This is a genomic window from Dokdonella fugitiva, assembly GCF_004342425.1.
Classification (GTDB): Bacteria; Pseudomonadota; Gammaproteobacteria; order Xanthomonadales; family Rhodanobacteraceae; genus Dokdonella_A; species Dokdonella_A fugitiva.
In genome coordinates, this window is sequence record NZ_SLWQ01000002.1 from 520,823 (window position 1) to 534,760 (window position 13,938).

The window sequence follows — 13,938 nt, forward strand, 5'->3', positions numbered from 1 at the left end:
CCGGGCCTACGACTCGAAGCCGTCGCGGAACAGCACGAGCACGTCGCTGTCGCTCGCATTCGCATCGAGTGCGCTCGCGCTGAACACCGCCGCGGGTCCGGTCGCCTGCTGAGGAACCGTGACGTCCACGCTCCACGTCAATGAGCTGCCCGGCGGCAACGTGACCGTGTCGGCGAGCGTCGTGCCGCCGCCGCTCGCGGTGCAGGTCGCGCCGCTGTCCGCCACGCAGGTCCAGGCGAGCGTCGCGCCGTCGAACGCCGCGCCAGGCACGCCGCTGATGCCGATATCGGTCGCCGGTCCGTTGCCGCTGTTGGTCAACACGATCGTGTACGTCAGGGCTTCGCCGTAGCGCGCGTGATCGCGGCCGTCGTCGATCGTGAGCGCGAGCTGCGCGGGCGCTTCGAGCACGACGAGCGCGACCGAGCCACTGCTGCCGGCGAAGCCGGCGTCACCGGCGTAACTCGCTGTCACCGTCTTCTGGCCGGCGCTCGTCGGCGTGAGCTCGCAGCTCGTCGAGGGCAGCACGATCGTGCAGCTGTCACCCGCACCGTCGTCGCCGTCGCCGACGGTGATCGAGCCGCCGGGCAGCGCGAGCGCGGCCGGCACGTCGCTGGCGATGCTCGCGGTGACGAGGACCGACGCGCCGAACTCGATCGTGTCGGCTGACAGCGACACGGCCGTCATCGTCGGCGCCTGCGCGACCTGCAACGCGGCCGGGGCCGAGGCGCTCGCGGCGAAGTTGCCGTCGCCCGCATAGCTCGCCGTGAACGCATGCGTGCCGCCGCTCGTCGGCACCAGCGTGCAATCCGTCGCGGGCAGCACGATCGTGCAGCTCGCGCCCGCGCCGTCGCCGACTTCGACGGTTCCACCGGGCACGGCCAGCTGCGGATCGACCGACGTGGCGATGTCGATCATCGCCGTCGCGGCTTCGCCGAACACGATCGCCGGCGGTGCGAGCGTGACACTGGCCTGGGTGGGCGCGCGCGCGATCGTGCGCGAGCCACTCGCGGAACTCGACAGCATGTCGCTACCGCCGTGGAACGTCACCTGCAGCGGATGCACGCCCGCACTCGCTGGCGTGAGGGGGCATCCCGGCTGTGCACCGTCCAGCGAATAGACGCAGGTCGTATCGTCGGCGAGATCATGTATTTCGACCACGCCCGATGGCGGGGCCTCGCTGGGTGCCGCCAGGCTCACATCGGCGGCGACCGTGAACGGTTCGCCGAGCGTGCCGGGTGGCTGCGGCGCCAGCGTCGTCACCGACGTCGCGGGCAACACGGTCAGCGACTGCAGCGCCGACTGTGTCGCGCCGTAGCGCGAATCGCCCACGTAGGTGACGCGGAACTGGCGCTGTCCCGCCCGGAGGTACGGCGCGCCACCCGTGCCGGGCACGCAGTCCGCCTGTCCCTCGGTCCCCGAACCGGTGTCGAGCGTGCGATCGGCACAAAGCGGTGCGAAGCCGCCGTCGGTCGCATCGACGAAGGTGACCTTGCCGCCGGGTGGCGGGCTTACGGGCCCGGTCAGGCGCGCGCGCAGGCGCAGGGGTTCGCCGTAGACCGGCACGTGCGCGAGCGGCTGGCCATTGGCCTCCTGCAGCAGGAGCGTTGCGCTGGCCAGCACCTTCGCGCCGCAGAACTCGTTGTTGAGCGGATCGGACGGGAGTGCGCAGAACCAGCTCCACGGCCCCGAACCGAAGAAGCCCTGCAAGGTCGCACCCGACGAACACAGGTTCGGCGAGCTCGCGGTGAGGCTCGCGAAGCTGCCGCCCTGCGCGCTGCCGCACAGCCCCGCCTGCTGCAGTTCGAACGCGCCGATGTCGGGCGCGCTGCCGACCGACCGCGAGAAGTCCGCGCCGCGCTGGTCGCGCGCGAGCGCGTGCGGATTGCTGCCGGTATTGCGCGCTGGGCTGGTCGTCGCGATCGGGTGCACCTGCGTCCGGCCACCGAGCGATTGCAGCGGCCCGAGCTGCGGATCGCCGAACGCGGTGTCGGCGGGGAACGGCATCGTCGCGTCGATCGCGCCCGGCGTGACGAGCAGGTTGTGATCGCCCTGGACGTGGCCCGGGCCGCTGCCGACGACTTCGATCTCGCGACTGGTTCCTTGCGCGGGGCAGAGCGCATTGGGGGTATCGGCGAAGATGGTGCTCGACACCGAAAAATCGGTGCTGGTCGGCATCGTCAGCACGTGTATCGCCGCCGAGCCCGCGGGCGCGTCGTTGCACGCGAACGTGCTGTTGGCGATCGTCACGCGCGCGGCGAACGGCGCCGAGATCGCCGCGCCCCAACCCTCCGCGTTCGGCGCGCGGTTGCCGCTCACGGTCGAGTTGACGATGTTGAGCTTGGACGTGGTGATCGCGGTGAACGGCACGAGCATGATGCCGATGCCGGCCGCGCCGCCGCCCATCGGGCCCTGCACGACATTGCCGCTGATGATCGAATCGATGATCGAGACCGTGCCGAGCTGCGAGTAGACGCCCGCGGCCATCGACCCCGGGCCCTTCGCCTCGTTGCCGCTGATGATCGAGGAGCGGATCGTGAGGTTGTTGCCGGCCATCACGCCCGCGCCCTTCGCGCCGCCCGCCGGCGAATGCACGGTGTTGTCGGCGATCGTGCAGCGATCCAGCGTGAGGTGGCCGTAGATCACGCCGACGCCGGCACCCGCCGAGTTGAAGCCGCCGAAGCTGTACTTGTTGAGCTTGCCGTTGAGCGCGCCGCGCGTGTCGTCGAGATAGCCGTTGCGCAACGTCATCCCGTACAAGCGCATCGTGATGTTGCCGTTCTGCAAGGCCTCGCCGAACAGGATCGGGAACTTGTTCTGCGCATTCGCCGGCCGCTGCACGGTGACGTTGCGGCCGGTGCCGGCGTCGATCGTGACGATGCCGTTGGAGGCCACATGCAGGTAGTTGTCCGGCAGGTCGGCGAGGGTGATCGTCGCGTTGCCAGCGCTGAAGAGGGAGGCGTCGAAGCGGATCGTGTCGTCGACACCGAAGCCCGGGCTGCCGCTGTTGGCGCAGGCAGTGCCTGCGACCGAGCCGGTATTGGTCGAGACGATCGCCTGGCGCAACGTGCAGGTGCCCGGGTTGCCCGGGTCCGCCGTGGACGTGACGGTGATCGTCGCCGCCTGCGCGGGCGTGGGCAGTGCGGCCGGCACCGCGAGCGCGGCCGCGGACGACCAGAGCAGGCGTTCCACCAGCACCGACAAGGGCTTGCGGCGCAGGCGCGCGGCGGGTTTGCGAGACGGCATGACGATTCCCCTGTAGTAACCCCGTGACGCCTTCATCGGAAGACAGCGGCGAAACGGATCATCGAGCCTCCCCGAAGCCACCCGGTCCCCGTCGCCCGGGTCGCAGGCCGGCGCGCGCGGACGGCCTGTCGGATTCCGGTCGCTCTTCCGTTTCGACCGATAGCGGTACGACGCGCGTGGCAGCGCAGGCGTACCGCGGCCCGCGACATCCATCGCCGCACCGCCCCGAGGACCGCCATGTTCCGTTCCGCCCGCCGCTTCCTGTCCTGCCTCGTCTTCGCCCTGCCGGGCCTCGCCCACGCCTACACCGCCTGCGTCGGCACGGCCGACGAGCTCGACGCCGCGATGAGCCAGGCGACCACGTCGACCGACCCGTCGATCACGATCAGGATCCGCGAGGGCACCTACGCCGCGGGTGGGGGCAATGCGTTCTACCTGGTCCTCACGCATTCGAACCAGGCCGTGAGCATCAGCGGCGGCTGGAGCGGCGCGAGCTGCGCGACCCATCGCCTCGGCGCGGAATCGGGCACGGTGCTGGTGGGCACGACGGCCCTCACGGCGCTGGAGTTGAACGCGGGCTTGAGCACGAGCGGCAACACGATCAACGTGACCGACCTGACCCTGCGCAACGTCCAGGGCATCATCAACGTGGACATTGGTGCCTGCCTGGACGTCGTAATGAACCCGGGTTCCACTGCACGCCTCCATCGCCTGCGGCTGGATGGCTGCGCCGGCGGGTCGGCCGCGATCCTGAACAATGCGGGCGGCGATCTCGTTCTCGCCAACAGCGTCGTGCGAGGCGGCTTCAACTCCAATGCACCCGTGCGCTCGCTCAACAACAACGCCGTCACGCGCCTCGCGCATCTCACGATCACCGGCAATGCGGGGATCTCGACGAGCCAGGAGGCGACCGGCCTGTCGATCTTCGCTGCGGCCAACTTCCCGAGCCAGATCACGCTCGACGACAGCATCGTGTGGGGTGGCACCGGGCCGGAAGGGATCCCGGACATCGCCACCAATGGTCCCGGCATCGTATTCACGCGCGTGCACTACGAAACGCGCAGCTTCCTCAATGCGACGATCACCGACAACGTGCCGAGCCATGGCAATCCCGGCTTCCTGACGCCCACCCACCCGCGCCTGCGCGCGGACTCGCCACTCGTCGACAGCGGCGTCGCGACCGGCATCGGCGGCAGCAATGACGTCGACGGCGATGCGCGCATGCAAGGCGCCGCCGTGGACGTCGGCGCCTACGAAACCAATCCCGACCGTATCCATGCCGACGGCTTCGATCATTGAGTGCGCGTGGCGCGTGCTCTCCGGCCGTGCCGGTCGCGCATCACGGCGACCACGCCGTCCCCGCTGCCGTCACTTGCGCATTCGTCCGCTGAAGGCCGCGTAGCGAGCTGCCGCGGCATCGAACGCTTTGATCGCGGCGGCGGATGGCGGGTCGAACCAGTCCGGCTCGATCGCGACCGTGGTTTTCGCGAGCGTGCGCTTCCAGCTGCCGGCGATGCGGCCGTCGAGGAGCAACGCGGGCTTGAAGATGCCGTTGCCGGCGCGCTCCGCATGGGCGGCGTCGAGGAATGCGCTGCGATCGTGGTAGGCGACCGTGTATTCGTCGTAAGCGGGCAGCAGGTGCACGCGGGCCGGCCTGGCCGGGATGACGTCGTCGCGCGTGGGCAGGTGCCAGTACGCGCGACCATCGATGTCGATGCGTTCGAGCGCGCCGCGCACGGCCTCGTGTGCGGCGGCGGCCTCCGCCGCGGCAAGTCCCGACCACCACGCGAAGTCCTGCACGCTGGCCGGGCCGCGGCTCGCGAAATAGCGGCGCGCGAGTTCGGCCAGTGCATCGTCGCGCGGGCGCGATGGAGCGGGCGGCAACCAGTCGTCGAGCAGCACGAAGGAGTGCTGCTTGCCGATGCGCGTGCCGAAGCAGAGCACGCCCGCATGCGCGAGCCACCAGACGAGGTGCAGGCCGCGCGAGCCCGCAGTCGGAATGCGCGCGTCGTCGAAGGCCGCGTAGAGCGCCTCGCGCGCGAGCGCGCGACCACCGTCCAGTACGCGTTCGCAGATGGCGCGTGCGCGCTCCATCACGCGATCATCGAGGTCGAACTCGTCCTTCAGGCGACGCCGGCTGCGCTCTAGCACGCGCGGCGCGAGCAGCTCGAGCAGCCAGCGATGGTCGGCGCCCGCGACGACGTGCAGGGTGCCGCGCAGCGGCCAACCACGCACGATGCTGCGCTCGGCGAACGCATGTTCGACCGACGCCTCGGTTGCGCCCTGCACGCGCTGGCCGAGGCCCCACAGCATGCCGAGGTAGTCCTGTGCCTGCACCGCGAGCTGCGCCGTCACGGCTTGCGCAACCGCAGGGAAACCGTCGCCGACGAGGCGTTGGCGGCGCAAACGCGCGCCGGGCAGGTCGAAGCCGCGTCGCTTCACGCGCGCGGTGCCCTCAGCGCCGGCGCGCGCACCATCGTGTCGAGCAGGCGTTCGAGCATCGTCGCGTGGTCCTCGCAGCGGCCACCGTGCACGGGCGAGGTCTGGATCATCGTGCTGCGCGGCGCGGTGAGCCAGCGGAAGCGCTCGCGCGCGGGCAGCCGGCCGATCGGCCCGGCGTCGTCGCCGCCGGCGCAGATCGCCGCGAACGCGGCGAGGTGCGCGCGCACGGTATCGAGATCGACATCGGGGTCGAGCATACGCAGGCGCGCCTCGTCGAGTTCGATGCGCGCCTCGAGGAAGCGCCCGGCCCGACACGACAGCACGACGCCCGCATTGACGAACTCGCCGCGTTCGACGCGCGGCACGACGCGGATCACCGCATAGTCATACACGTGCACGCAGCGCCTCCTCGACGAACGCGCGCGGCGCTTCGAGCCGCCGGCAGAGGTAATCCGCATAGGCCGCGCGATGCGCCGCGGCGTCGGCGAACGGTGCATCGCCGCCGAGCCACGCGTCGGGGATCCGCGCGACGACGTTCTCGATCACGTCATGCGACAACAGCGTGACGAGACGCGCGTCGGCCTCGCGCAACTGCGTCGCGAACGGCAGCAGGACGTGGTCCCTGATGCGCGTGAACGGATCACCCGCGCGCGCGGGGTAGCCGTCCCACGCATGATGGAAGTACAGCGCGGCGCCGTGGTCGATCAGCCAGAGCTTGCGATGCCAGACGAGCAGGTTGGTGTTGCGCGGCGTGCGGTCGACATTGGTCACGAACGCATCGAACCAGACGATCGCCGAGGCGAGCGCGGCGTCCGGCCGGTCGACGACGGGATCGAACGTGATCGACCCGGGCAGGTAGTCGAGCGCGAGGTTGAGCCCGCCGCTCGCACGGATCAGGTGCTGGATCTCCGGGTCGGGCTCCGTGCGCGCCAGTTCGGGATCGAGTTCGACGAACACGATCTCCGGCACCGGCAGGCCGATCGCGCGCGCGAGTTCGCCGGCGACGAGTTCGGCGATCAACGCCTTCGGCCCCTGCCCCGCACCGCGGAACTTCAGCACGTACAGGCCCATGTCGTCGCCCTCGACGATCGCCGGCAGCGAGCCGCCTTCGCGCAGCGGGGTGACGTAGCGGGTCGCGGTGATGGTCCTCATGCGCGAAGGATACGGTATGAGGGCTGGAGGCATCGCGGGCTCCACCGCTCCACGTTAGCGCGGCGTACCGTGCAGGAGCGCACCCTGCGCGCGACGGTCCGCGACGTTCGGGTTCCCACCACGCATCCGGCGAGCGGAAGGGCGGTGTGTCCGCGCGAAGGCCGTTGCGCCCGCAGACCCGCAGGGCGGATCCGCCTTCATCCCACAGCCGTCGCGCCTCCATGGACAAGAAAAAGGGAGGGACCGAAGTCCCTCCCTCGCATGCTTCGAAAAACGCGAGCGCCTACTTCGCGGCCGGCGATTCTTCCTTGAGGCCACGCTGCTCGAGCAGCGGCTCGACGCTCGGATCGCGGCCGCGGAAGTCGCGGTACATCTTCGCCATGTCCTCGGTGCTGCCGCGCGAGAGCACCATGTCGCGGAAACGCTGGCCGTTCTCGCGCGTCATGCCGCCGTGCTCGCGGAACCAGTAGAACGCGTCGTGGTCGAGCACCTCGCTCCAGAGGTAGGCGTAGTAGCCGGCCGCGTAGCCGCCGCCCCAGATGTGCGCGAAGTACGAGGTGCGGTAGCGCGGCGGGACTTCGTACATGTCGATCTTGAAGTCGTGCAGCGTCTTCTTCTCGAATGCATCGACGTCCTGCTTGCCGGCGTCGGCGGGGAGCGAATGCCAGCTCATGTCGAGCAGCGCGGCGGCGAGGTACTCGACCGTCGCGAAGCCCTGGTCGAAGGTCTTGGACTTCTTGATCTTCTCGACCAGCTCGGCCGGCATCGGCGCGCCGGTCTGGTAGTGCTTGGCGAAGTTCGCGAACACCTTCGGATCGCTTGCCCAGTGCTCGTTGAACTGCGACGGGAACTCGACGAAGTCGCGCGGCACGCCGGTGCCGGACAGGGTCGGGTACTTCACGTTCGAGAACATGCCGTGCAGCGCATGGCCGAACTCGTGGAACATCGTCGTCGCGTCGTCCCAGCTGATCAGCGCCGGCTGGCCCGCGGCCGGCTTGGTGAAGTTGCAGACGTTGAACACGACCGGCTTGGTGCCGAGCAGGCCCGACTGGCCGACGAAGTTGTCCATCCACGCGCCGCCGCGCTTGCTGTCGCGCTTCCAGTAGTCCGCGTAGAACAGTGCCAGCGACGTGCCGTCCTTGTCGAACACTTCGAATACGCGCACGTCCGGGTGGTAGACCGGAATGTCCTTGCGCTCCTTGAACGTGAGTCCGTACATCTGGTTGGCGGCGTAGAACACGCCATCCTGCAGCACGCGGTTGATCTCGAGGTACGGCTTGATCTGCGACTCGTCGAGGTCGTACTGCGCCTTGCGCACCTTCTCGGCGTAGTGCTGCCAGTCCCAAGGCGCGAGCTTGAAGCCGCCGTTTTCCTTGTCGATGAGCGCCTGCATCGCGGCCGCCTCACCGCGCGCCTTCGCGGTCGCCGCAGGCACCATGTCGGTCATGAGCTTCTCGGCCGCCTCGGGCGTCTTCGCCATCTGGTCTTCGAGCGTGTAGGCGGCGTAGTTCGGGTAGCCGAGCAGCTTGGCGCGCTCGGCGCGCAGCACGGCGAGGCGCTGGATGATCGCGCGCGTATCGTTCGCATCGCCGTGCTCGGCGCGCATCGTCGAAGCCTCGAACAGCTTCTCGCGCGTGGCGCGGTTCTCGAGCGAAACCTGCGCCGGCTGCTGCGTGGTGTTCTGCAGGGTGAGCGCGTACTTGCCCTCCTGCTTGCGCGCCTTCGCCGCATCGGCCGCGGCGGCGATGTCGGCATCGGAGAGACCGGCGAGTTCCGCCTTGTCGGACACGATCACCGCGCCCGCGTTGCTGGCCGCGAGCAGCTTGGTGCCAAACTCGGTCGTGAGCGTCGACTCTTCCTTGTTGAGCTCGCGCAGCTTCGCCTTGTCGGCCTCGCCGAGCTGGGCGCCCGCGCGCACAAAGTTGCGGTAGTAGCGCTCGACCAGCTCGGTCTGCTCGGCATCGAGGCCGAGCGACGCGCGCGCGTCGTAGAGCTTCTTCACGCGCTGGAACAGCTTGTCGTTGAGATAAATCGCATCCTGGTGCTCGGCGAGCTTCGGAGCGACTGCCGCCTGCACCTTCTGCAGCGTCTCGTTGGTGTTGGCGCTCGTGATCGCGCCGAACACCGCGCCGACGCGGTTCAGGGTCTGGCCGCTGCGCTCCATCGCTTCGATCGTGTTGGCGAACGTCGGCTCGTCCTTCGACGCGGCGATCTTCCCGATCTCGGCGATCTGCTCGCGCATGCCCGCCTCGATCGCCGGCTGGTAGTCGGCGTCCTTGATCTTGTCGAACGGCGGCGCGTGGAACGGCAGCGTGCTCTCGTGCGCGAACGGATTGCTCGCCGGCAGCGCCGCGGTGGCAGCCTTGGCGAACACCTCGGCCGGTTGCAGCACGGCGGCGGTGGCGCCGAACAGGATCAGGTTCATCGTCGTCGTGAGGATCTTCGTTCGCAGCATTGGGGTTCCCCGTAGCGGAAAAAGGCGGCGGAGCGGACGCAAACCGACGCATGGCCGGCCAGCCTAGTCGCGGGCCGGGGCGGCCGCCATGTGCCATTCGGCCCATGCGGCGGCCGAGGGCCGAAGGCCCCGGGGCTGAGGGCCGCGCCCCCTGCAGGAGCGCACCCCGTGCGCGACCACCGCAGGGCGGGCTCCTACATCAACGCAGGCTCGAGGACCTTCCACACGTTCTCGAGCACCCGCGGCTCGGCTGCGGCGCGTGGATGGAGGCCGTCGTCCTGCATCAGCGCGGGGTCGAGCGCGACGCCGTCGAGCAGGAACGGGACCAACGGCACGTTGAATTCGCCGGCGAGGCCCCGATACAACTCGCGCAGGCCGTCGCGGTAGTGCGGCCCGTAGTTCACGGGCAGCTCGATGCCGACCAGCACGGCGCGCGCGCCGGCCCCGCGCACGGCCTCGAGGATCTTCGCGAGGTTCGCGCGCAACTGCGCGAGCGGCAACCCGCGCAGGCCGTCGTTGGCACCGAGTTCGACCACGACGAGCGCCGGCGCATGCTCCTTCAGCAACGCCGGCAGGCGCGCGAGGCCGCCGGCACTGGTCTCGCCGCTGATGCTGGCGTTGACGACTTTACGTATGGGCTTGGCGGACGCGAGGCGTTCTTCGAGCAACGCGACCCAGCCTTCCCTCGGCGAGATGCCGTAGGCGGCCGACAGCGAATCGCCGAGCACGAGCACCGGGCCCGGCGCGGCGACGGCGGGCGTAGCGGACAACGACAACAGCAACACGAAAAGGATACGCAGCATGAGTGACGGCACCGGATCGGCCTTGTATGCGAGCGAGGTTAGCAAAACCGTCGACGGCCCCGACGGCCGCCTGACGATCCTCGACCGCGTGAGCCTCGCGGTCGAACGCGGCGACAGCCTCGCGATCGTCGGCGCATCGGGTTCGGGCAAGACCACCCTGCTCGGCCTGCTCGCCGGCCTCGACCGGCCGAGTTCGGGCACGATCGCACTCGCCGGCGAGCGCCTTGACGCGCTCGACGAGGAAGCGCGCGCACGCCTTCGCCGCAGCCGCGTCGGCTTCGTATTCCAGAGCTTCCACCTGTTACCGGCGCTGAACGCCGAAGAAAACGTCATGCTGCCGCTCGAACTCGACGGCCGCGACGACGCGCGCGAACGCGCCGCCGACGCACTCGCTCGGGTCGGCCTCGGCGCGCGCCGCCATCACTATCCCGCGCAACTCTCCGGCGGCGAGCAGCAGCGCGTCGCGCTCGCGCGCGCGTTCGTGCATGGTCCCGACATCCTGTTCGCGGACGAGCCGACCGGCAACCTCGACCAGCGCACCGGCGCCGGCATCGGCGATCTCCTTTTCGCGCTCAACCGCGAGCACGCGACCACCCTCGTGCTTGTCACGCACGACGCCACCCTCGCGGCGCGCTGCGCGCGCAGCCTGCGCTTGCGGGAGGGCCGCATAGAGGCCTCTGCCGCCGCAGGAGAGGGGGAGACCATTGGCAAAGCGGATGGCGGGATGAGCGAAGCCACGCGACGAGAGTCCCAGGCATGAGGCCCCTTGCTTTCGCCGCACGCAGCCTGCGCCGCGAATTCCGCCACGCGGAACTCGCGACGCTCGCGATGGCGCTCGTGCTCGCGGTCGCCGCGATGGCTGCGGTCGCGACGCTCGCCGCGCGCGTCGAACGCGCGCTCGTCGCCTCGGCCGCCGAACTCATCGGCGGCGATCTCGCGCTTGGTTCGCCGCGCGCGTTGCCGACCGGACTCGCAGAAGAAGCGCAGCGACGCGGCCTCGCGATCAACCACCTCGCCCAGTTTCCGAGCGTCCTGTTCGCCAACGAACGCAGCCAGCTGTGCGAGGTGCGCGCGAGCGACGCCGCGTTCCCGCTGCGCGGCGCGCTCAGCGTGCGCGGCGCCGACGGCGTCGAGCGCGACGCGCACGCGCCGCCGCCGGGGTCGATCTACGCCGACCATGCCGCGCTCGTCGCGCTCGGCGTCGCGGTCGGCGCGAACGTGCAGCTCGGTGGCCGCGAACTCGCCGTCGCCGGCGAGATCGCCAAGGCACCCGACAGCGGCAACCCGTTCCGCATCGCGCCGCGCGTGCTCATGAACCTCGGCGACGCCGAGGCGGGTGGCCTGCTCGGCGCGGGCAGCCGCGCCGGCCATCGCCTGCTGCTCGCCGGCGACAGCGATGCGATCGCCGCGTTCGCGGCCTGGGCGAAACCGAACCTGCCCGCGGGCGCGCGCATCACGACCGTGCAGGACGCGCAGCAGAACCTGCGCAACGCGTTCGAACGCGGCGAGGGCTTCCTGCGCCTCGCCGCGCTGCTCGCCGCGCTGCTTTCGGGCGTCGCGATCGCGCTCGGCGCACAGCGCTTCGCGCGACGCAAGAGCGAGGAAGTCGCGCTGCTGCGTTGCCTCGGCGCGCGCCGTGGCGAGATCCTCGCCGCGCTGCTGCTCGAACTTGCGTTGCTCGCGGTGCCGGCGTGCCTCGCCGGGCTCGCGCTCGGCCTCGGCCTGCAGCAGCTCGTGTTCGAACTCGCGAGCGGCCTCCTGCCCGGCGCGCCACCGGAACTGCCGTGGGGCCCGCCGCTCGCCGCGCTGCTCGTCGGCGTAGCCGTGCTGTTCGGCTTCGCATTGCCGCCGCTGCTGCGCCTGCGCGACGTCGAGCCGCTGCGCGTGTTCCGCCACGACCTCGTCGCGCGCGTGCGCCGCTTCGATGTGCTTTATCTCTTGCCCGTCGCGGTCGGCGCCTTGCTCGTGTTGGTCGGTGCCGGCAGCGCGCGCCTCGCCGGCACGCTCGGCATCGGTTTCGCCGCGGTCGCGCTCGCGACGTTGGTGCTCGGCCTCGCCCTGCTCTGGTGCGTGCGCCGCGTCTCCACGCGCCTGCGCGGCGCGCTGCGCTTCGGCCTCGCCAACCTGCCGCGCCGGCGCGCGCTGACCCTGCTGCAGACCGGCGCGCTCGCTCTCAGCCTCACCGCGCTCGCCGTGCTCGGCGTGATCGGCCCGTCGCTGCTCGAACGCTGGCGCGCCGACCTGCCGCCCGACACGCCGAACTGGTTCGCGATCAACCTGCAGCCCGAGCAGGAAGCTTCGTTGCGCGAGCGCCTGCAGGCAATGGACGCATCGAACGTCAACCTGCTGCCGCTCGCCTCCGGCAAGCTCGTCGCGATCAACGGCCACGCGCCCGTGGCCGCCGAGAAGGGCGACCGCCGCGCGGGCGACTTCATCGAAGGCGAAGTGCGCGCGAGCTGGAGCGATACCCTGCCGGAAGCGAACCGGCTCGTGCAGGGACGCTGGTTCGACGCCGCGACCAGGCGACCGGCGATCTCGGTCGAACAGGTCTGGGTCGAGCTGTTCGACCTCAAGCTCGGCGATACCCTCACCTTGCGCTTCGGCGATCGCGAGATCGCCGCCGAGGTCACGAGCATCCGCAAGGTCGAGTGGGATTCGTTCCGCGCGAACTTCTTCCTCATGCTCGATCCCGCGACCGGCGCAGAACTGCCGCACAGCATGGTCGCGAGCTTTCATCTCGCCGGCGATGGCGCCGCTCCCCTCGCGGCGCTGTCTCGCGACTTCCCCAACCTGTCGCTGATCGACCTCAACGCCGTGCTCGACCGCATCCGCGACATCATCGGCCGCGTCACCAGCGCGGCGAGCTGGGTGCTCGGCTTCAGCCTCGTCGCCGGCATGCTCGTGCTGCTCGCCGCCCTCGCCGCGACCGCCGACGAACGGCGCTTCGAGGCCGCGCTGCTGCGCACGCTCGGCGCGCACGGCCGCCAGCTCGCGATCGCGGTGCTCGCCGAGTTCGTCGCGCTCGGCCTGCTCGCGGGCGGCATCGCCGTCGCCGCCGCCGCCGCGCTCGGCAACGCGCTCGCCGCCGGCGTGTTCAAACTGGAAGGGTATACACCGCCGCTCGGTCAGCTCGCCCTGCTGGTCGCGGCCGCGGCGGCGCTGGTCGCGTTCGCCGGCTGGGCCGGCACGCGGCGCATTGCGCGCACGTCGCCGATGGCGGTGCTGCGCCGCGCCTGAACGGAAGGCGAAGCGCCACGCGCGCTGGCTGGCGGGCGCTCGTCGCGGGTTTCCTCGTGCTGCCGGGCCTCGTCGCGCTGGGCTTCGCGCTCGCGGGCGCATGGGATGCGCTCGTCTATTGCACGCTCACGCACAACGTCGTGCGCAAGCCCGTACCACGGCACGACCGCGAGGCGCATCAGGCGGATCACGTCCGCGTTCTCGCCGATCGCCGCGAACAGCGGCGCGCTCAGCAACTGGAACAGCGGCGCATGGTTGTCGAACACGTCGCGGTACGGCAGCAGCCCCTGCGTCCACGCCCACACGACGTGCAGGTGCTGCGCCTCGTCGGTGTCGAACGGCAGGTGCCAGGCGAACAGCATGCGCAAGGCAGCCAGCGCCGCGAGGAAAGCCCAGGCCGCACGGCGCCCCGGTGCTGCATCGATCGATCCCATCGGTCCTCCGGCCGCCGACCATGGCGGCGTCGGATCATAGCGGCGCCAGGCTCGCCCGGGACTGAGTTGCCCCGAACGCATCGCCGCTTGCGTCACTCAAGCGGCGGCGGACGCTTCCTGTTCCGCGCACGGGCGTTTGCGGATACTGTGGACCGACCTTTCGCCAGTCGGG

The 13,938-nt window shown here is 70.4% G+C and carries 10 protein-coding genes; 3 read left to right on the forward strand and 7 right to left on the reverse strand.

Annotated features, from left to right (window positions below):
* Positions 1 to 6: 6 nt before the first annotated feature.
* Positions 7 to 3,243 carry an Ig-like domain repeat protein gene (locus EV148_RS06625; protein WP_158287352.1) on the reverse strand — a complete coding sequence of 1,079 codons (3,237 nt, stop codon included), beginning with the start codon at positions 3,241 to 3,243 and terminating at the stop codon, positions 7 to 9.
* 237 nt (positions 3,244 to 3,480) lie between these two features.
* Here EV148_RS06625 and EV148_RS06630 point away from each other — a divergent pair, with 237 nt between their 5' ends.
* Complete coding sequence (locus EV148_RS06630; RefSeq protein ID WP_131995308.1) at positions 3,481 to 4,542, forward strand: choice-of-anchor Q domain-containing protein; 1,062 nt, start codon at positions 3,481 to 3,483, stop codon at positions 4,540 to 4,542.
* A 69-nt stretch (positions 4,543 to 4,611) separates the two neighbouring features.
* Here the strand turns inward: EV148_RS06630 and EV148_RS06635 are convergent, their stop codons facing one another.
* The 5 genes from EV148_RS06635 to EV148_RS06655 all read right to left on the reverse strand — a co-directional run bounded on the left by EV148_RS06635 (position 4,612) and on the right by EV148_RS06655 (position 10,095).
* The gene (locus EV148_RS06635) at positions 4,612 to 5,685 is read right to left on the reverse strand and encodes a winged helix DNA-binding domain-containing protein (RefSeq protein WP_131995311.1); all 1,074 of its coding nucleotides are present in this window, start codon (positions 5,683 to 5,685) and stop codon (positions 4,612 to 4,614) included.
* Positions 5,682 to 6,083 (reverse strand): DUF3037 domain-containing protein, encoded by a 402-nt coding sequence (locus EV148_RS06640; protein ID WP_241988001.1) that lies wholly within the window; start codon positions 6,081 to 6,083, stop codon positions 5,682 to 5,684. Before EV148_RS06640 ends, EV148_RS06635 begins: the two co-directional genes overlap by 4 nt.
* Positions 6,070 to 6,837 carry a HipA family kinase gene (locus EV148_RS06645; RefSeq protein WP_131995317.1) on the reverse strand — a complete coding sequence of 256 codons (768 nt, stop codon included), beginning with the start codon at positions 6,835 to 6,837 and terminating at the stop codon, positions 6,070 to 6,072. The genes EV148_RS06640 and EV148_RS06645 overlap by 14 nt, the downstream gene beginning before the upstream one ends.
* Before the next feature lie 283 nt (positions 6,838 to 7,120).
* Positions 7,121 to 9,292, reverse strand: coding sequence for a peptidyl-dipeptidase Dcp (gene dcp, locus EV148_RS06650; protein WP_131995320.1), 2,172 nt, complete (start codon positions 9,290 to 9,292; stop codon positions 7,121 to 7,123).
* Positions 9,293 to 9,486: 194 nt separating this feature from the next.
* On the reverse strand, positions 9,487 to 10,095 hold the full coding sequence (locus tag EV148_RS06655; RefSeq protein ID WP_131995323.1) for an arylesterase: 609 nt from the start codon (positions 10,093 to 10,095) through the stop codon (positions 9,487 to 9,489).
* On the opposite strand from EV148_RS06655, the gene EV148_RS06660 reads away from it, so the two are divergent.
* Together EV148_RS06660 and EV148_RS06665 are read left to right on the forward strand one after the other, a co-directional pair.
* On the forward strand, positions 10,094 to 10,855 hold the full coding sequence (locus EV148_RS06660) for an ABC transporter ATP-binding protein (protein WP_131995326.1): 762 nt from the start codon (positions 10,094 to 10,096) through the stop codon (positions 10,853 to 10,855). The genes EV148_RS06655 and EV148_RS06660 overlap by 2 nt on opposite strands.
* Positions 10,852 to 13,332 carry an ABC transporter permease gene (locus EV148_RS06665; protein ID WP_131995329.1) on the forward strand — a complete coding sequence of 827 codons (2,481 nt, stop codon included), beginning with the start codon at positions 10,852 to 10,854 and terminating at the stop codon, positions 13,330 to 13,332. Before EV148_RS06660 ends, EV148_RS06665 begins: the two co-directional genes overlap by 4 nt.
* On the opposite strand, the gene EV148_RS06670 is transcribed toward EV148_RS06665, so the two are convergent.
* On the reverse strand, positions 13,221 to 13,766 hold the full coding sequence (locus tag EV148_RS06670; protein WP_131995333.1) for a hypothetical protein: 546 nt from the start codon (positions 13,764 to 13,766) through the stop codon (positions 13,221 to 13,223). The genes EV148_RS06665 and EV148_RS06670 overlap by 112 nt on opposite strands.
* Positions 13,767 to 13,938 lie beyond the last annotated feature (172 nt).

Bases quoted from the DNA above. Each gene is read 5' to 3' on its own strand.
- EV148_RS06665 (WP_131995329.1), top strand. From the start codon at position 10,852: ATGAGGCCCCTTGCTTTCGCCGCACGCAGCCTGCGCCGCGAATTCCGC.
- dcp (WP_131995320.1), bottom strand. From the start codon at position 9,292: ATGCTGCGAACGAAGATCCTCACGACGACGATGAACCTGATCCTGTTC.
- EV148_RS06630 (WP_131995308.1), top strand. From the start codon at position 3,481: ATGTTCCGTTCCGCCCGCCGCTTCCTGTCCTGCCTCGTCTTCGCCCTG.
- EV148_RS06670 (WP_131995333.1), bottom strand. From the start codon at position 13,766: ATGGGATCGATCGATGCAGCACCGGGGCGCCGTGCGGCCTGGGCTTTC.
- EV148_RS06625 (WP_158287352.1), bottom strand. From the start codon at position 3,243: ATGCCGTCTCGCAAACCCGCCGCGCGCCTGCGCCGCAAGCCCTTGTCG.
- EV148_RS06655 (WP_131995323.1), bottom strand. From the start codon at position 10,095: ATGCTGCGTATCCTTTTCGTGTTGCTGTTGTCGTTGTCCGCTACGCCC.
- EV148_RS06645 (WP_131995317.1), bottom strand. From the start codon at position 6,837: ATGAGGACCATCACCGCGACCCGCTACGTCACCCCGCTGCGCGAAGGC.
- EV148_RS06660 (WP_131995326.1), top strand. From the start codon at position 10,094: ATGAGTGACGGCACCGGATCGGCCTTGTATGCGAGCGAGGTTAGCAAA.